We start from the raw sequence: 16,549 nt of genomic DNA on the forward strand, positions 1-16,549 counted from the left end.
GAATTGGTGCGCCCGGGCTTTTTGGCCCGTTTCTGCTTATTTGCGCGCCGCAAACGCAATGGTTTTGGGGACTTGAAGATGAAGAAGTATCTGTCGATGCTGCTGGTCGGCGTCACGGCACTGGTTGCAGTCAATGCGGCGCAGGCCGGTGCCATCGATGACGCGGTCAAGCGCGGTTCGTTGAAAGTCGGCATGGATCCGACCTACATGCCGTTCGAAATGACCAACAAGCGCGGCGAAATCATCGGTTTCGAAGTCGACATCCTCAAAGCCATGACCAAGGCCATGGGCGTCAAGCTGGAGCTGGTGTCCACCGGCTACGACGGGATCATCCCGGCGCTGATGACCGACAAGTTCGACATGATCGGCAGCGGCATGACCCTGACCCAGGAACGCAACCTGCGCCTGAACTTCAGCGAACCGTTCATCGTGGTCGGCCAGACCCTGCTGATCCGCAAGGAACTGGAAGGCACCATCAAGTCCTACAAAGACCTGAACACCGCCGACTACCGCATCACTTCCAAGCTCGGCACCACCGGCGAAATGGTCGCCAGGAAACTGATCTCCAAGGCCAAGTACCACGGCTACGACAACGAGCAGGAAGCCGTGCTCGACGTGGTCAACGGCAAGGCCGACGCCTTCATCTACGACGCGCCGTACAACGTGGTGGCGGTCAACAAGGTCGGAGCCGGCAAACTGGTGTTCCTCGACAAGCCGTTCACCTACGAGCCACTGGCCTTCGGTCTGAAGAAGGGTGACTACGACAGCATCAACTTCATCAACAACTTCCTGCACCAGATCCACGAAGACGGCACCTACGATCGCATCCATGACAAGTGGTTCAAGAGCACCGAGTGGCTCAAGGACATGGAATAAGGCCGATCGGATAGCGGCCGGTCGGCAAGACCGGGTCGCTCCATTCACGGGCAAGCCCGCTTCCACAGTGGATCGCGTACTGCTGTGGGAGCGGGCTTGCTCGCGAAGAGGCCATTCAAGGCAATACGAATTCCGGAACCTGCAATGAAACAGAAAAAAGCCCAATGGCCCTGGCACGTCCTGACCGTGCTGGTGCTGATCGGCCTGGCTGGCGCGTTGTATTACGCCACGTCGCTGATGTCCTACGAATGGCGCTGGAACCGCGTGCCGCAGTACTTCGCCTATCAGGCCGAGGAAACCCAGCGCGCCGCCGACATTTCCACCGTCAGTGAGCTGGTTCGCAAGGGCGGCAGCGCGCAAGTCACGCTGCGCAACGAGGCCGGCGACGAGCAACACCTGACGGTCGACGAGAACAGCCTGCAATTCGCTCAGGGCGACGATGTGGCTGAAGGCGACGTGGTGGGCGTCACCCGTCATTGGGCGGCGGGACCGCTGCTGTGGGGGCTGTGGACGACGCTTTGGCTGTCGGTGGTGTCCGGCGTCCTGGGGTTGCTGATCGGCCTGGCGACCGGCCTGTGCCGCTTGTCGAACAACCCGACCCTGCGAGACCTGTCGTCGATCTATGTCGAGCTGGTACGCGGCACGCCGCTGCTGGTGCAGATTTTCATTTTCTACTTCTTCATCGGCACGGTGATGAACCTGTCCCGGGAGTTCGCCGGGATCGCTGCGCTGTCGCTGTTCACCGGTGCCTACGTGGCGGAAATCATCCGCTCCGGCGTGCAGTCGATTGCCCGTGGACAAAACGAAGCTGCGCGTTCGCTGGGCCTCAGCGCCGGTCAGTCGATGCGCCATGTGGTGCTGCCGCAAGCCTTCAAGCGCGTGCTGCCGCCGCTGGCCGGGCAGTTCATCAGTCTGGTCAAGGACACCTCGCTGGTGTCGGTGATCGCGATTACCGAGCTGCTGAAAAGCGGCCGAGAAGTGATCACCACCTCGTTCTCGCCGTTCGAGATCCTGTTCTGCGTGGCCGGCCTGTACCTGTTGATCAACCTGCCGCTGTCGAAAATCGCCAGTCGGCTTGAGCGGAGGCTCGCGCAAAGTGATTGAAGTCCGCGATCTGGTAAAAGTCTTCGACACCCGTGGCCAGGTGGTGCGCGCGGTGGATAACGTCAGCACCCAAGTCGCCAAGGGCGAAGTGCTGGTGGTGATCGGTCCGTCCGGTTCCGGCAAGTCGACCTTCCTGCGTTGCCTCAACGGCCTGGAAGCATTCGATTCGGGTTCGGTGAGCATCGACGGTCTGCAACTGGCCGATCCGAAAACCGACATCAATGCGTACCGCCGCGAAGTCGGCATGGTGTTCCAGCATTTCAATCTGTTCCCGCACATGACCGTGCTGGAAAACCTCTGCCTGGCGCAGAAAGTCGTGCGCAAGCGCGGCCAGAAGGAAAGCGAGGCCAAGGCCCTGGCGCTGCTGGAAAAGGTCGGCATCGCGCAGAAGGCCCGCGAATACCCGTCGCGCCTGTCCGGCGGTCAGCAGCAGCGTGTGGCAATTGCCCGGGCACTGGCGATGGATCCGAAAGTGATGCTGTTCGACGAGCCGACTTCGGCCCTCGATCCGGAAATGGTCGGTGAAGTGCTGGACGTGATGAAGAACCTGGCCGTGGAAGGCATGACCATGGTCTGCGTGACCCACGAAATGGGTTTTGCCCGTGAAGTGGCGGATCGCGTGCTGTTCTTCGATCACGGCAAACTGCTGGAAGACGCCTCGCCAGCGGAATTCTTCGATGCGCCGAAGGATCCGCGGGCCCAGGCTTTCCTGCGTCAGGTTCTCTAAGCGTAGGGCAAAAAAATCGCAGCCATTGGCTGCGATTTTTTTGTTTGCGCGGTTTAAACCTTGAAGCGGCCTACCAGCGTTTGCAGGTGAGTGCCCAGGCGCGCCAGCTCGACGCTGGAGGCGGCCGTCTCTTCACTCGCCGCCGACGTCTGGTCCGAGACATCCCGCACGTTCAGCACGCTGCGGTTGATCTCTTCGGCCACGGCACTCTGCTGTTCGGCGGCCGCTGCGATCTGCTGGTTCATCGCCTGAATCGCCGACACGGTGCGCGTGATGTTTTCCAGCGAACCACCGGCACGGCGGGTCAGCTCCACGCTGCTCTGGGTCAGCGTGCGGCTGTTGTCCATGATCGTCGCCACTTGCTGAGTACCGTTCTGCAGGCCGACGATCAGCTCTTCGATTTCTTCGGTGGACTTCTGGGTACGTTGCGCAAGGCTGCGCACTTCGTCAGCAACCACCGCGAAACCACGTCCGGCTTCACCGGCACGGGCCGCTTCGATGGCAGCGTTGAGGGCCAGCAGGTTGGTTTGCTGGGCCACGGACTTGATCACGTCGAGCACGCTGCCGATCTTGTCGCTTTCGCGCTTGAGTTCGCCCATGGCTTCGGTGGAGTGGCCGACTTCAGTGGCCAGGCGCTCGATCTGGGCGATGGCTTCGCCGACCACTTTGTCGCCTTCGCGGGCCTGTTGGTCAGCCGCGACGGCTGCCTCCGAAGCTTCCTCGGCGTTGCGCGCGACTTCCTGCACGGTGGCGGCCATTTCGTTCATGGCGGTGGCGACCTGATCGGTCTCGACCTTCTGATTGTTCACCCCGGCGCTGGTCTGTTCGGTCACTGCCGACAGTTCCTCGGCAGCGCTCGCGATCTGGGTGACACCGTCGCTGATGCCACCGATCAGCTCGCGCAGACCCTGGGTCATGCTCTGCATCGAGCGTTGCAACTGACCGAGTTCGTCGCGGCGCTGGGAAATCAGGTTGTGGGTCAGGTCGCCGGCAGCCACGCGCTCGGCGACTTTGAGAGTCTGGTTCAGCGGAATGATGATCTGCCGGGTGATCGCCCAGGCCGCCAGCATGCCGAACGCCAGGGCCAGCAGGGTGGCAATCAGCAGCAGGTTTTTCGCGTGAGCGGCGTCGGTGTCGCGCACGATGGTCTGGGAGTCGGTGAGCTTCTTGCTGATGTCGATCAGGGTGTCACCCTGAATCGACATGCGCGCCAGGGCCTTGGCATTGTTGACTTGGGAGTCGCGGAACTGGCTGACCGCCGCGCGATAGGCCTTGAGGGAGTCGGTGGCCTGTTGCAGGTTGGCGATGTGCTGCTCCGGCAGCTTGCCAGGCAGGGTCTCAAGGTTTTTCAGGGCGTTGTCGATGGCATCGAGGGCCGGTTGCTCGGCTTCGGCCTTGGCGCTGTAGGTGTAGCCGCGTACCTGGAAGCGCGCCTGCTGGATCAGTTTGCTCAGGTCGATCACCGCGTTGAACTGGCTGACGCTGTCGCCCTGGAGCATGGATTTCTCGACTTCGGCAACGCGGGCCACGGCGTTGTCGGCGGTGGCGCCGAGTTTGCTGCGGGCGTCTTCGCGCAGGGCGGTGGCCTGGGTCATGTCGGCGAACGCGCGCTTGTACTCGGCGACGGCCGCCAGTTGCTGGTCGATCATCGCGACGTCGGACGGTTGTTCGATCAGGCCGCGAGCGGTCTGCAAACCGCTGTCGAGCTTGCCCAGCAGGTCGTTGACCGCGCCGGGGCCTTGTTCGCCGCGCCGCGCTTCATAGTCCAGGCGCGCCAGGCGCAGGTCCTTGGTCAGCTCGTTGAGGCTGGAGATGAAGCCGAGTTTGTCACCACGGCTGATGATGCCGCTCATGCCGGTCCAGCCAGTGAAGGTGATCAGCAGTGTCAGCAACAGCACCAGGCCGAAACCGATTCCCAGCTTGCGTTTGACGCTGACGTTTCCAAGATTCTCGGCTAACCAACGGTACATGCGACGACTCCCCTCGGACCACTAAATTGGACTTATGGGGACTGTATCGGCTGAGTGATGGCAATCTGTAACGCAATTCGTCCGGCCACCACCGGACAAAGAGCGGTAGGCGTCAGAACAGGCGGGCGAGCAGTGCGGTGACGGCGGTTTCGACCCGCAGAATGCGTTCGCCCAGTTGCACCGGTTGCAGGCCGGCCTTGGCCAGCAGGTCGATTTCGTAGGGAATCCAGCCACCCTCGGGGCCGATGGCCAGGGTCACCGGCTCGCTCAGGGCGCGAGGGCAGGGTGGATGATTGCCGGGATGGCCGACCAGGCCGAGGGTGCCGTCGGTGATGGCCGGCAGCCGGTCTTCAACGAAGGGCTTGAAGCGCTTCTCGATGATGATTTCCGGCAACACCGTGTCCCGGGCCTGTTCGAGGCCAAGGATCAGTTGTTCGCGGATCGCTTCCGGCTCCAGGAACGGCGTCTGCCAGAAGCTCTTCTCGACGCGGTAGCTGTTGACCAGCACCACCTTCGGCACGCCCATGGTCGCCACGGTCTGGAACACCCGGCGCAGCATCTTCGGCCGTGGCAGGGCCAGCACCAGGGTCAGCGGCAGCTTGGCCGGTGGCGGCTGATCGAGGGACACGCGCAGTTCAGCCTCCCCAGCCTCCAGTCGCAACACTTCGGCCGAGCCCATCAGCCCGTCGATGCGCCCGACCCGCAGGCTGTCACCGACTTCCGAGCGGTGGACTTCCTGCATGTGGGTCAGGCGCCGGTCACGCAGCACGACGCGGTCGGCCGCGATAAAGTCGGCTTCTTCGAGCAGCAGCAGGTTCATGGCTGGGTCGCTGGCGGCTGGTCGTTGTGATCGTCGACGGTTTCGTCCGGGCGCTCGCGCTTGCTGACCAGACTGCCGAACAGGATGCCGACTTCAAACAGCATCCACATCGGCACGGCCAGCAGGGTCTGGGAGAAGATGTCCGGCGGCGTCAGGATCATGCCGACCACGAAGCAGCCGATGATCACATACGGGCGGATCTTCTTCAGGTATTTGACGTCGACCACGCCGATCCACACCAGCAGCACCACGGCCACCGGGATCTCGAACGCCACGCCGAAGGCGAAGAACAGCGTCATGACGAAATCGAGGTAACTGGTGATGTCGGTCATCATTTCCACGCCGGCCGGGGTGGCCGAAGCGAAGAACTTGAAGATCAGCGGGAACACGAAGAAATACGCGAACGCCATGCCGGTGTAGAACAGCAGGATGCTGGAAATCAGCAGCGGCACCGCGACGCGCTTCTCGTGCTTGTACAGGCCGGGGGCGATGAAGCCCCAGATCTGATGCAGGATCACCGGGATTGCGAGGAACAGCGAGACCATCATCGTCAGCTTCAGCGGCGTCAGGAACGGCGACGACACGTCGGTGGCGATCATCGTCGCGCCGGCCGGCAGGTACTGGCGCAGCGGCGTCGAGACGAAGGTGTAGATCTGCTGGGTGAACGCGAACAGCCCGGCGAAGATGATGAAGATCGCCGCCACGCAACGCAGCAGGCGGGTGCGCAACTCGGTGAGGTGCGAAACCAGCGGCATGTGCTGGTCGTTTTCGGGGAGGCTAGGGCCTGTCATCGGTCATTTCCTGTGTCGCGCCGAGCCCGTATTTGCGCAGGGCAAGGCGCGAGGCGCGTAATTTGGCGTTTCAAATAAGCAACGAGTAACGCAGCCCTGCGCAAATACGGGCCGGCCCTTCGGGTTGTGCCTGAAAGCGGGCCTGGCTGCGTTGTAGTCCTTGGAAAGGTAAAACACATTCCCTGCGGACTACGCCTTGCCTGGCCCGCTTTCAGGCGACAACGCGACACAGGAAATGACCGATGACAGGCCCTTGTCATGGGGCTCGCGGCGGCAAAGTGGAGTCGTGAGGCGCTGGTGTAGTCGGCGCGGCGGTTGGAGCTACGTGTTCAACCGAGTTTTCTGCAACGGCGGGCACAGGCTCGGTTGGCACTGCAACGGAAGCAGGTGCAGTGGTTGCGGCTGGCGCATGAATCGTCTGCTCACCCACATGCTCAACCGGTGTCGGCTCCTGCTGAACCGGTGGCGTGAAGATCTTCCGCGCCTCCTGCTCCAGCGACAGAATGTGCTCGTTGTGCAGCTGCCGACGAATTTCGTCGGCGCCGATTTCACGTTCAACTTCCTGTTTGATCGCGTTGAAGCTGCGCTTCAGGCGCCCGACCCACAGGCCGGCGGTGCGCGCAGCGCCCGGCAGACGCTCGGGACCCAGCACCAGCAGGGCGACGAGGCCGACCAGCAGCAGTTCAGAGAAGCTGATACCAAACATTAGTCAGTGCTCACACGTCTTTGCGGATCGGCTCTTCGACTTTCTGCGCCTGCACGTCGATGGTGTGCGGCGGGTTGGCCTGAGCGGTGGCTTGCGGCTGAACCGGTGGCACCGGCTGCGCAGGCGTTACGGTCGGATCGGCCGGCTTCTCGTCGTCGTTCATGGCCTTGCGAAAGCCCTTGATCGACTCACCGACGTCGGTGCCGAGGTTTTTCAGTTTCTTGGTGCCGAACACCAGCACCACGACAACCAGAATGACGATCCAGTGTTTCCAGTCAAAAATGCCCATGTTGCTGTTCCTCTCTAAAAGTTGTTCAGGCGGACGGGCGCGAGGCTTTCTCGACGTGTCCGGACAGGCCGAAGCGACGATCCAGTTCGTCGAGTACCGCCTGAGGATGCTGACCCAGTTGGGCGAGCATGACCATGCTGTGGAACCACAGGTCGGCGGTCTCGTAGATCACGTCGCTGCAATCGCCGCTGACGGCGGCGTCCTTGGCGGCAATGATGGTTTCGACCGACTCTTCGCCGACTTTCTCCAGAATCTTGTTCAGACCCTTGTGGTACAGGCTAGCGACATACGAGCTGTCGGCGGCTGCGCCTTTGCGCTCTTCAAGCACCTGAGCGAGGCGGGTCAGGGTGTCACTCATGTTTGTGTCCTGCGGAATAAATGGCGTGCGGGTCTTTGAGCACCGGGTCGACCGTTTTCCAGTCGCCGTTTTCGAAGACGCGGTAGAAGCAGCTTTGACGGCCGGTATGGCAGGCGATGTCGCCGATCTGTTCGACCATCAGGATGATCACGTCGGCGTCACAGTCCAGACGCATTTCATGCAGAGTCTGCACATGGCCGGACTCCTCTCCCTTGCGCCACAGCTTGCCACGGGAACGTGACCAGTAGATGGCACGGTTCTCCGCTGCGGTAAGCGCCAGGGCTTCGCGGTTCATCCAGGCCATCATCAGCACGCGTCCGGTCTTGTGATCCTGGGCAATCGCCGGCACCAGGCCATCAGCGTCCCACTTGATCTCGTCCAGCCAGTTTTTCATCTTCGACTCCGACAGCGAACCCCACACTCGAATGGTCGGGCTCAGGCGTTGAAACAGTGTGCCAGCCGATCGCGGAACTGGCTATCGGCGAACGACCAGATACAAGCCGACTGCCACCATGATTCCCGCGGGCCAATGCCCCAGTTCATGCAGCGGGCCACCGGCGGCGAGGATTGTGCCGCCGGCCAGGTGCGCGCTGCCGAGCAGGCGCAGGAACCAGTCGTCCTTGCGTTTTTTCCACGGCGGCGGAGGGTCGCTGGCGTGGGGCTGGGACATGCGTTCGAGCAGATCGCGGGCCATGTTCGACAGGTGCGGAATCTGCTCCAGCTGGCTCTGCACGTTGCCGATCAAGGCTTTCGGGCTGACGCGCTCGCGCATCCAGCGTTCGAGGAACGGCTGCGCGGTGTTCCACAGATCCAGTTCCGGGTACAGCTGGCGCCCGAGGCCTTCGATGTTCAGCAAGGTCTTCTGCAACAGCACCAGTTGCGGCTGCACTTCCATGTTGAAGCGGCGGGCGGTCTGGAACAGGCGCATCAGCACCTGGCCAAATGAAATATCTTTTAACGGTTTTTCGAAGATCGGTTCGCACACGGTACGGATCGCCGCTTCGAACTCGTTGAGCTTGGTTTCCGCTGGCACCCAGCCCGAATCGATGTGCAATTGCGCCACGCGGCGGTAGTCGCGCTTGAAGAAGGCGAACAGGTTGCGCGCCAGGTAGTCCTGGTCTTCCGGGGTCAGGCTGCCGACGATGCCGCAGTCGATCGCGATGTACTGCGGGCTCCACGGATTGACGGTGCTGACGAAGATGTTGCCCGGGTGCATGTCGGCGTGGAAGAAGCTGTCGCGGAACACTTGAGTGAAGAAGATCTCCACGCCGCGTTCGGCGAGCATTTTCATGTCGGTGCGCTGGTCGGCGAGGGTCGCCAGATCCGTGACCTGAATCCCGTAGATGCGCTCCATCACCAGCACTTTCGGCCGGCACCAGTCCCAGTAGATTTGCGGTACGTAGAGCAGCGGCGAACCGTCGAAGTTGCGTTTCAGCTGGCTGGCGTTGGCCGCCTCGCGCAGCAGGTCGAGCTCGTCGTAGATGGTTTTTTCGTAGTCGCTGACCACGTCGACCGGATGCAGCAGGCGCGCGTCGGCAGACACCTTTTCGGCGGCGCGGGCGAGGATGAACAGCCAGGCCAGATCCTGGGCAATCACCGGTTTGAGGCCCGGGCGGATCACCTTGACCACCACTTCCTCACCGGTTTTCAACTGCGCGGCGTGCACCTGCGCCACCGAGGCCGAGGCCAGCGGTTCGACGTCGAAACGGCTGAACACCTCGCCGATCTTCTTGCCGAGCTGTTCTTCGATCAGTCTGACCGACAGCTGCGAATCGAATGGCGGCACCCGATCCTGCAACAGCATCAGCTCATCGGCGATGTCTTCCGGCAGCAGGTCGCGGCGGGTCGAGAGAATCTGCCCGAACTTGATGAAGATCGGCCCCAGATCCTGCAAGGCCAGACGCAGGCGCGCGCCCCGGCTCAGGTCCAGCGGCTTGCGCGGGAACCAGCGCCACGGCAGCACGTAGCGCAGCGCCAGGAGAAACCAGGGCAGCGGCAGATCGAACAGCAGGTCATCGAGGCGGTAGCGGATCACGACGCGCTGGATGCGCAACAGACGGCGGACGGCAAGCAGCTTCATGCGTTATCGCTTGGGTCGAGGGATCGGGAAAGGCGCTCGAAACGCGCCTCGAGACGTTCCAGATCAAGTTTGATCCGGTCCAGTTCGCTGAACCGGGCTTCGGCTTCGCGCTGCCCGACGAGGGTGCGCGATTCTTCGGCCAGGTATTCGGCGAGATTCTGGTTGAGGCTGGCAAATCCTTGTTGATACCAGCGTGCGCGACTGCGCAGGTGGCCGCCGACCAGTTGCGTGGCGACCGGGCCGAGCCAGCGCGAGAGTTCGTACTCCCAGTCCAGTTCGAGGTCTTGCAGGACACCCGCCAGCTCCAGCAGCACGCCGCTGTCGCCGTCGAGCTCGACTTCCGGTGCGTGCAGCACGGCGGTCTTGTCTTTGCTCAGGGCCAGTTTCACCAGGCTCGAGGCCGGGGCACGCAGGGTGCAGTCGACGCCGGTTTCCCAACGGGACGCCAGCATCAGGCCTTCGTCGCTCGGCAGGATGAACAGTTGCAGCGCCGGGCTGCGGCAGTCGACGGCAATCACCTTGCCGGTCAGATGCGCCAGGCGTGGCAGCGCCGTGCTGTCGAGACGCAGCACCCGGTTCAGGCCGAGTTCAACGCTGGCGAGCAGCCCGGTGAGCAGCATCAGGGCTTGATGCCACGGTGCAGGGCGACGATGCCTGCGGTCATGTTGTGGTAGGTCACGCGGTCGAAACCGGCGTCGACCATCATCGACTTCAGGGTTTCCTGATTCGGGTGCATGCGGATCGATTCGGCCAGGTAGCGATAGCTTTCCGAGTCATTGGTGATCAGCTTGCCCATCAGCGGCATGAAGGCGAACGAGTAGGCGTCGTAGGCCTTGGACATCAGCGCGTTGGTCGGCTTGGAGAACTCCAGCACCAGCAGGCGGCCGCCAGGCTTGAGCACGCGCAGCATCGAGCGCAGGGCGTCTTCCTTGTGCGTCACGTTGCGCAGGCCGAAGGCGATGGTCACGCAGTCGAAATGGTTGTCCGGGAACGGCAGTTTTTCCGCGTCGGCCTGGACGAACTCGACGTTGCCCGACACGCCGACATCCAGCAGGCGGTCACGACCGACCTTGAGCATGGATTCGTTGATGTCGGCCAGCACCACCTGGCCGGTCGGGCCGACGAGGTGCGAGAATTTTTTGGTCAGGTCACCGGTGCCGCCGGCGATGTCCAGCACGCGGTTGCCGGCACGTACACCCGACAGTTCGATCGCGAAGCGCTTCCACAGACGGTGCATGCCGCCCGACAGAAGGTCGTTCATCAGGTCGTACTTGGCGGCTACGGAATGGAAAACTTCAGCGACTTTTTCCGCTTTCTGGCTTTCCGGAACGTTTTTGAAGCCGAAGTGAGTGGTGGGTTCGGCATCGCTGCCTTTGCGCTGATCAGTCATATCGCTGTCACCAAAAGAGAATGCGCGACATTCTAATCCCCAAGACATGCTTTGTCTTGGAATGGCTAAAGGTAAGATGAGCAACCTTCGGGACGATTTGCCGCAGTGGCGGTCAAGATTCCTCGAGCAAGCATTCATAGCCCTATTAAAAAAGCAGGAGTCATCCAATGGCCCGTATTAGTGTTGAGCGTGCCCACAGCCTGGGCAAGGAAGCCGCCCGCGAGAAGGCCGACAAGCTGGCGCAGAAACTTTCCGATCAGTATGGCCTGGAGCCGCAGTGGTCGGGCGATACCCTGAACCTCAAGCGCTCGGGTGTGAAAGGCGCGGTGCATGTGGCCGAGGATTCGATCCGGGTCGATGTGGAGCTGGGGATCATGATGTCGGCCATGAGCGGCATGATCAAAGCCGAGATCGAAAAGGCGCTGGACAAGGCGCTGGTCTGATCCGCTGGAACTGTAAACACCTGCCCTGTGGGAGCAAGCCTGCTCCCACATTCTTTTGGTGCCCCTGGTTTTATGTCAGTTGTTAGGGTGCCGTTTCTAATTTTTCTCCCTACTTTGTGCACGAGCCCGACACTTTTGCGGGCAGTTCCTCAAACCTTCTGCGCGTGAGGTGCACCATGGCCAAAGTCATTTTGAAGAAAAAAATCGACGCTTCGACTTCTGCTCTGAGCGACGTCAAATCCTATGCCCGCAAGATCTGGCTGGCAGGCCTGGGTGCCTACGCCAAGGTCGGCCAAGAGGGTAGCGAGTACTTTCAGGAGTTGATCAAGGCTGGTCAAACTGTTGAAAAGAAAGGCAAAAAAGCCGTCACCGAAAAACTCGAAGCGGCCAACGCCGAGATCGATGAAGCCAAGAGCGAAGTGAGCTCGTTCAAAGGTCGTGTCGAAGTTCAGCTCGACAAGGTCGAGAAAGCGTTCGACACCCGTGTGGCCAGCGCCTTGAATCGTATCGGCATTCCGTCTAAACATGACGTTGAGGCACTCTCTGCTAAGCTCGATGAGCTGACGGCATTGCTCGAACGCGTCGCGCGTAAATCTTAAGGAGAACGGGATGGCTGGTAAAAAGAACACCGATAAAGAAAGCAGCTCCTGGATTGGGAAGGTTGAAGACTACTCCCGCAAAATCTGGCTGGCTGGTTTAGGCGTGTATTCGAAGATCGACACTGACGGCAGCAAACTCTTCGATGCATTGGTCAAAGACGGCGAGAAAGCCGAGAAGCTCACCAAGTCCGCAGTCGGCAAGAAAGTCGACGCTGCCAAGGACTCCGCTTCTTCGGCCAAATCGCGCATCAGCGGCGTGAAAGATCGCGCACTGGGCAAGTGGGACGAGCTGGAAGGTGCTTTCGACAAGCGCCTGAACAGCGCGATTTCGCGCCTGGGCGTACCTAGCCGCAATGAAGTGAAAGCGCTGCACAGCAAGGTCGAGACGCTGACCAAGCAGATCGAAAAACTCACCGGCCTGAAAACTCAGCCTGTAGCGGCGAAAACCGCTGCGGCGAAACCGGCAGCCAAACCTGCCGCCAAGCCTCTGGCCAAGGCCGCTGCAAAACCGGCCGCCAAAGCCGCCGCCAAACCTGCCGCGAAAACCGCTGCGGCCAAGCCGGCAGCCAAGCCAGCGGCCAAACCGGTCGCCGCCAAGGCCGTCGCGAAACCCGCCGCAAAACCTGCGGCGAAACCAGCAGCCAAGCCAGCCGCGAAAACCGCTGCCGCCAAACCTGCTGCCAAGCCAGCGGCCAAACCGGCTGCTGCGAAAAAACCTGCTGTGAAGAAGCCGGCTGCACCGAAAGCAGCTGCGCCGAAGCCGGTCGCAACGCCGGCAGCACTGGCGAGCACGTCGAACTCTGCCGCGGCGCCTGCCCCGGTGGCGACTCCGACTGCTGCATCGACGCCGTCGACGCCAACCAGTCAGTCCTGATCTTCAGGACTCAAGAAAACGCCCGGCCTGTGAAGGTCGGGCGTTTTTGTTTGGGCTTTTGCTTTATTCGTGATCCTCAAGGTATTGCAAAGCCATCCTTTCCGTCGCCACCTTCACCGGCGGCAACAGATGCGGCGCCACCAGCATCATGATCTGGTACACCACCAGCCGAACCTCGCCCTCGCGATCAAGAATCCGCTGGTAGTCCAGGGAAAACAGCAGGGTCATGGTGATCTGCTCCACCAGTTGCCCCAGGGCCTGGGTGTCGCTGACCAGTTGCCCGGAGGCCTTCAACCGCGCCAGCAACGACGCCAGTGTGCGCTTCAGGGCGTTGAGCAGATTGCGAATGCCCTTGGCCAGTTTCGGCAGGCGTCCGGCCAGGTTCGACAGGTCCTGGAACAGGAACCGGTACTGCGCCAGGCGCTCGACGATCAGGTGCAGGAACAGCCAGTAATCTTCCGGTGCCAGTTCGACATCGGCGGGCGGGTCGAGCAGGGGCGTCAGTTCACTCTGGAAGCGCTCGAACAGCCCAAGAATCAGCGGTTCCTTGCCGTGAAAGTGGTAGTAGAGGTTGCCCGGGCTGATCCCCATTTCATTGGCAACCTCCATGGTGGAGACGTTGGGTTCGCCCTTCTCGTTGAACAGTTGCAGGGCACATTCGAGAATCCGGTCGCGGGTTTTCATCCAGTCTTCTTAACGGGTTCGAGGCAGGTGGAACGTCAGCGCACACGCACGTAGGTGCCGGGTGCCGCCTCCATCGGTGGATAGTTGGAACTGCCGAGGGTCATCTGGGTTTCCTGCAGGGCGCCGGAGCGTTGCTGTACCCACTCCAGCCACTGCGGCCACCAGCTGCCGTCGACCTTTTTCGCGTCGTAGTACCAGGCGCGAGGGTCGCTGCTCAGTTTGCCGTTCTCGACGTAGTTGGCTTTCGGGTTGCTCGGCGGGTTGAGAATACTCTGCACATGGCCGCTGCTGGACAGCACGAAACGCCGTTCGCCGCCCAGCAGCAGGGTCGAGCGATACACCGCGTCCCAGGGTGTGATGTGGTCGTTCATGCCGGCCACGCTGAAGCTGTCGACCGTGACTTTTTGCAGGTCGATCGGCGTGCCGCACACCTCCAGGCCTCCCGGATGGGTCAGCGGGTTGTGTTTGAAGAAATCCAGCAGATCACCGTGGAAGGCGGCCGGCAGGCGCGTGCTGTCGTTGTTCCAGTAAAGGATGTCGAAGGCCGGCGGCTCTTTGCCCAACAGGTAGTTGTTGATGAAGTAGCTCCAGATCAAATCGTTGGGCCGCATCCAGGCGAAGACCTTGGCCATGTCGCGGCCATCCAGTACGCCCTTCTGGTAGGAGCGACGCTTGGCCGCTTCGAGCGTCTGCTCGTCGGCGAACAGCGTCGCCGGGCTGTCGATCTGACTGTCGAGCAGGCTCACCAGGTACGTCGCGCTGGACACCCGGCGCAGTTGCCGCTTGGCCTGCAAATGCCCTTGCAGCGCGGCAATTGTCAGCCCGCCGGCGCAGGCGCCCATCAGGTTGACTTCGCGGGCGCCGGTGATCGCCCGGCAAATGTTCATCGCCTCTTCAACCGCTTCGACGTAGGTCGACAGGCCCCATTCGCGATGGCGAACATCCGGGTTGCGCCAACTGATCATGAACGTTTGCAAGCCGTTCTTCAGGGCGTACTGGACGAAGCTGTTGGCCGGGCTGAGGTCGAAAATGTAGTACTTGTTGATTTGCGGCGGCACCACCAGCAGTGGCTTGGCATACTGTTTTTCGCTCATCGGCCGGTACTGGATCAGCTCGAGCATTTCGTTGCGAAACACCACCGAGCCGGCGGTGGTGGCAACGGTCTTGCCGACCTCGAACGCCTGCTTGGTGACCTGGCGCGGCAGGCCGTCGTTGTGCAGCAGGTCGTCGAACAGATGGCTCAGGCCACGCACCAGGCTGTGACCGCCGGAGTTGAACAGCTCCTTGACCGCCAGCGGATTGAGCAGGGTGTTGGATGGCGCCACGGCGTCGTTGAGCAGGGCGAAGGCGAACTGCGCGCGGGCGCGGTCGTCCTCGCTCATGCTGCTTTCGTCGATCCAGCTCTTGATCTGTTTCTGCCAGCTCAGATAGGCCTGCAGGCTGCGCCGGTAGAACGGATTGAGGCTCCAGGCCGGGTCGGCGAAGCGGCTGTCCTGGGGATTGATCGGGTGCAGGGTTTCACCCAGCAACACACGTCCGAGCTGGCCGCCGAGCTTCAGGGCGTGCTTCGCGCTGTGGACGGGATTGCGCAGGCCATGGGCCGCGACGTTGCGCAGGGTCGAGATCAGGTCCCGACCGCGCAGACCGGTCATCGCACTCTGCGCATTGATGAACACGGCGGGGCTTGGGACCACGCCGGTCGCTGGTTTGTCGCGCATGACTCAACACTCCTTCGTCTACAGGCCAAAAGCAAACTCACCGAACCAGAACACCATAGACGCTGTTACGGGTTGTTGCCTGCGCAGCGTCCTGCCGCGCCTATTTCGGAGCACTTACCGTGCCGGTTATCCGCCCAGCGGTGTCGGATGCGGATGCATCACCGCCCGTTGCCGTTCCTCCTGGAGGAATTTCATGATGATCGGCGCCACCGCTTCGGCCCGGGTAATCAGGAACAGGTGACCGTCGTCGATGATGTGCAGCTGCGCGTTGGGAATGCGCCAGGCGAGCATGCGCATGTTGATCAGCGGGATCAGCGGATCGTCGTCGCCGGCCAGCACCAGGGTCGGCTGATGGATCTTGTGCAGCCAGTGAATGCTGGTCCAGCCCAGGCCCGCGAACAGTTGCCAGTAGTAACCGAGCTTGCCCGCCGAACGCACCTTGGCCGCGTGGCTGGCGGCCAGGGTCGGGTCGCGGCGGAACGAGCCGCCGTAGATCATCGGCGCGATGCGGATCACATGGGACGGCTGGATGTAGCGCCGGGGACTGGCCATCATCCACAGCACTTTCGGCTTGCCCGGCACCATTACCGCGCCCGCCGCCGTGGCCGCCAGCACCAGTTTCTTGCAGCGCTCGGGGTAGTCATGGGCGAACTGCTGCGCCAGCGCGCCGCCCCAGGACACACCGATGACGTTGACCTGGCCGTAGTCGAGGTAATCGAGCATCCGTGCGGTGAGCTTCGCCAGCCCCGGAAAGCGGTACGGCCGGTTTGGCGTCGAGGAACCGCCGACACCGGGCACGTCGAAGGCGATCACTTCCAGGTCCGGATCCAGCGCCGCGACAAAAGGAAACACCAGCTCCAGGTTGGCGCCGATGCCGTTGAAAATCAGCAAGGGCGTCAAGTGAGGCTTGCCGGGGCGTACGGCGGTCCGGATGGTCTGGCCATCCAGCTCGACGGTACGAAAGATGAACGGGTGCGGCATGCTCAAGCCCTGTTGGGTCACACATTTCATAGTCCACTTCACCCGAGTGGGCGCGGGATTGCTCGCGAATGCGGCTTTTCAGTCACCCTTGATATCGGCTGACCGAACGCTTTCGCGAGCAAGTCCCACGCCCACGCTC

The 16,549-nt window shown here is 61.8% G+C and carries 19 protein-coding genes and 1 pseudogene; 6 read left to right on the plus strand and 14 right to left on the minus strand.

Annotation, left to right across the window (positions count from 1 at the left end; genetic code table 11):
- Nucleotides 1-78: 78 nt before the first annotated feature.
- The 3 genes from KVQ74_RS15205 (at nucleotide 79) to KVQ74_RS15215 (ending at nucleotide 2,707) form a co-directional block, all read left to right on the plus strand.
- Nucleotides 79-876 carry a transporter substrate-binding domain-containing protein gene (locus tag KVQ74_RS15205; RefSeq protein ID WP_217831914.1) on the plus strand — a complete coding sequence of 266 codons (798 nt, stop codon included), beginning with the start codon at nucleotides 79-81 and terminating at the stop codon, nucleotides 874-876.
- Nucleotides 877-1,020: 144 nt separating this feature from the next.
- Nucleotides 1,021-1,980, plus strand: coding sequence for an amino acid ABC transporter permease (locus KVQ74_RS15210; protein WP_217831916.1), 960 nt, complete (start codon nucleotides 1,021-1,023; stop codon nucleotides 1,978-1,980).
- Entirely contained in the window at nucleotides 1,973-2,707 is a 735-nt protein-coding gene (locus KVQ74_RS15215; protein ID WP_217831918.1) for an amino acid ABC transporter ATP-binding protein, read from the plus strand. Before KVQ74_RS15210 ends, KVQ74_RS15215 begins: the two co-directional genes overlap by 8 nt.
- Nucleotides 2,708-2,760: 53 nt before the next feature.
- Here the strand turns inward: KVQ74_RS15215 and KVQ74_RS29570 are convergent, their stop codons facing one another.
- The 11 genes and pseudogenes from KVQ74_RS29570 to ubiE all read right to left on the minus strand — a co-directional run bounded on the left by KVQ74_RS29570 (nucleotide 2,761) and on the right by ubiE (nucleotide 11,111).
- Nucleotides 2,761-3,633, minus strand: a complete 873-nt coding sequence (locus tag KVQ74_RS29570) for a methyl-accepting chemotaxis protein (protein WP_404822684.1) — start codon at nucleotides 3,631-3,633, stop codon at nucleotides 2,761-2,763.
- Nucleotides 3,616-4,677, minus strand: a pseudogene (locus KVQ74_RS29575) (methyl-accepting chemotaxis protein); the annotation flags it as partial. The pseudogene KVQ74_RS29575 and the gene KVQ74_RS29570, both read right to left, overlap by 18 nt.
- Nucleotides 4,678-4,789: 112 nt before the next feature.
- A complete protein-coding gene (locus KVQ74_RS15225) occupies nucleotides 4,790-5,497 on the minus strand; it encodes a 16S rRNA (uracil(1498)-N(3))-methyltransferase (RefSeq protein ID WP_217831920.1) in 708 nt (235 codons plus the stop codon).
- Nucleotides 5,494-6,288 carry a twin-arginine translocase subunit TatC gene (gene tatC / locus KVQ74_RS15230; protein WP_217831921.1) on the minus strand — a complete coding sequence of 265 codons (795 nt, stop codon included), beginning with the start codon at nucleotides 6,286-6,288 and terminating at the stop codon, nucleotides 5,494-5,496. Before tatC ends, KVQ74_RS15225 begins: the two co-directional genes overlap by 4 nt.
- Before the next feature lie 256 nt (nucleotides 6,289-6,544).
- Nucleotides 6,545-6,994 carry a Sec-independent protein translocase protein TatB gene (tatB, locus tag KVQ74_RS15235; RefSeq protein ID WP_217831922.1) on the minus strand — a complete coding sequence of 150 codons (450 nt, stop codon included), beginning with the start codon at nucleotides 6,992-6,994 and terminating at the stop codon, nucleotides 6,545-6,547.
- 10 nt (nucleotides 6,995-7,004) lie between these two features.
- The gene (locus KVQ74_RS15240) at nucleotides 7,005-7,283 is read right to left on the minus strand and encodes a twin-arginine translocase TatA/TatE family subunit (RefSeq protein ID WP_007952423.1); all 279 of its coding nucleotides are present in this window, start codon (nucleotides 7,281-7,283) and stop codon (nucleotides 7,005-7,007) included.
- A gap of 25 nt (nucleotides 7,284-7,308) precedes the next feature.
- On the minus strand, nucleotides 7,309-7,641 hold the full coding sequence (locus KVQ74_RS15245) for a phosphoribosyl-ATP diphosphatase (protein ID WP_007952422.1): 333 nt from the start codon (nucleotides 7,639-7,641) through the stop codon (nucleotides 7,309-7,311).
- A complete protein-coding gene (gene hisI, locus KVQ74_RS15250) occupies nucleotides 7,634-8,035 on the minus strand; it encodes a phosphoribosyl-AMP cyclohydrolase (protein ID WP_217831924.1) in 402 nt (133 codons plus the stop codon). Before hisI ends, KVQ74_RS15245 begins: the two co-directional genes overlap by 8 nt.
- Nucleotides 8,036-8,116: 81 nt before the next feature.
- Nucleotides 8,117-9,721, minus strand: coding sequence for a ubiquinone biosynthesis regulatory protein kinase UbiB (ubiB, locus tag KVQ74_RS15255; RefSeq protein WP_217831927.1), 1,605 nt, complete (start codon nucleotides 9,719-9,721; stop codon nucleotides 8,117-8,119).
- Nucleotides 9,718-10,341, minus strand: a complete 624-nt coding sequence (locus tag KVQ74_RS15260; protein ID WP_039772453.1) for a ubiquinone biosynthesis accessory factor UbiJ — start codon at nucleotides 10,339-10,341, stop codon at nucleotides 9,718-9,720. Before KVQ74_RS15260 ends, ubiB begins: the two co-directional genes overlap by 4 nt.
- Nucleotides 10,341-11,111 (minus strand): bifunctional demethylmenaquinone methyltransferase/2-methoxy-6-polyprenyl-1,4-benzoquinol methylase UbiE, encoded by a 771-nt coding sequence (ubiE, locus tag KVQ74_RS15265; protein WP_007952418.1) that lies wholly within the window; start codon nucleotides 11,109-11,111, stop codon nucleotides 10,341-10,343. The genes KVQ74_RS15260 and ubiE overlap by 1 nt, the downstream gene beginning before the upstream one ends.
- Nucleotides 11,112-11,278: 167 nt before the next feature.
- On the opposite strand from ubiE, the gene KVQ74_RS15270 reads away from it, so the two are divergent.
- From KVQ74_RS15270 to KVQ74_RS15280, 3 genes are all read left to right on the plus strand, one after another.
- Nucleotides 11,279-11,554, plus strand: a complete 276-nt coding sequence (locus tag KVQ74_RS15270) for a polyhydroxyalkanoic acid system family protein (RefSeq protein ID WP_217831929.1) — start codon at nucleotides 11,279-11,281, stop codon at nucleotides 11,552-11,554.
- Nucleotides 11,555-11,730: 176 nt separating this feature from the next.
- Nucleotides 11,731-12,153, plus strand: a complete 423-nt coding sequence (locus KVQ74_RS15275; RefSeq protein ID WP_217831931.1) for a phasin family protein — start codon at nucleotides 11,731-11,733, stop codon at nucleotides 12,151-12,153.
- A gap of 10 nt (nucleotides 12,154-12,163) precedes the next feature.
- Nucleotides 12,164-13,027: a phasin family protein gene (locus tag KVQ74_RS15280; RefSeq protein WP_217831933.1), complete on the plus strand. Its 864-nt coding sequence runs from the start codon at nucleotides 12,164-12,166 to the stop codon at nucleotides 13,025-13,027.
- 63 nt (nucleotides 13,028-13,090) lie between these two features.
- On the opposite strand, the gene KVQ74_RS15285 is transcribed toward KVQ74_RS15280, so the two are convergent.
- From KVQ74_RS15285 to phaZ, 3 genes are all read right to left on the minus strand, one after another.
- Complete coding sequence (locus tag KVQ74_RS15285; RefSeq protein ID WP_217831934.1) at nucleotides 13,091-13,711, minus strand: TetR/AcrR family transcriptional regulator; 621 nt, start codon at nucleotides 13,709-13,711, stop codon at nucleotides 13,091-13,093.
- Nucleotides 13,712-13,746: 35 nt separating this feature from the next.
- Nucleotides 13,747-15,429, minus strand: a complete 1,683-nt coding sequence (gene phaC / locus KVQ74_RS15290) for a class II poly(R)-hydroxyalkanoic acid synthase (protein ID WP_217831935.1) — start codon at nucleotides 15,427-15,429, stop codon at nucleotides 13,747-13,749.
- 126 nt (nucleotides 15,430-15,555) lie between these two features.
- Nucleotides 15,556-16,410 (minus strand): poly(3-hydroxyalkanoate) depolymerase, encoded by an 855-nt coding sequence (gene phaZ / locus KVQ74_RS15295; RefSeq protein ID WP_217832045.1) that lies wholly within the window; start codon nucleotides 16,408-16,410, stop codon nucleotides 15,556-15,558.
- Nucleotides 16,411-16,549 lie beyond the last annotated feature (139 nt).

Source organism: Pseudomonas botevensis (assembly GCF_019145475.1).
In the GTDB taxonomy this organism is placed as follows: domain Bacteria; phylum Pseudomonadota; class Gammaproteobacteria; order Pseudomonadales; family Pseudomonadaceae; genus Aquipseudomonas; species Aquipseudomonas botevensis.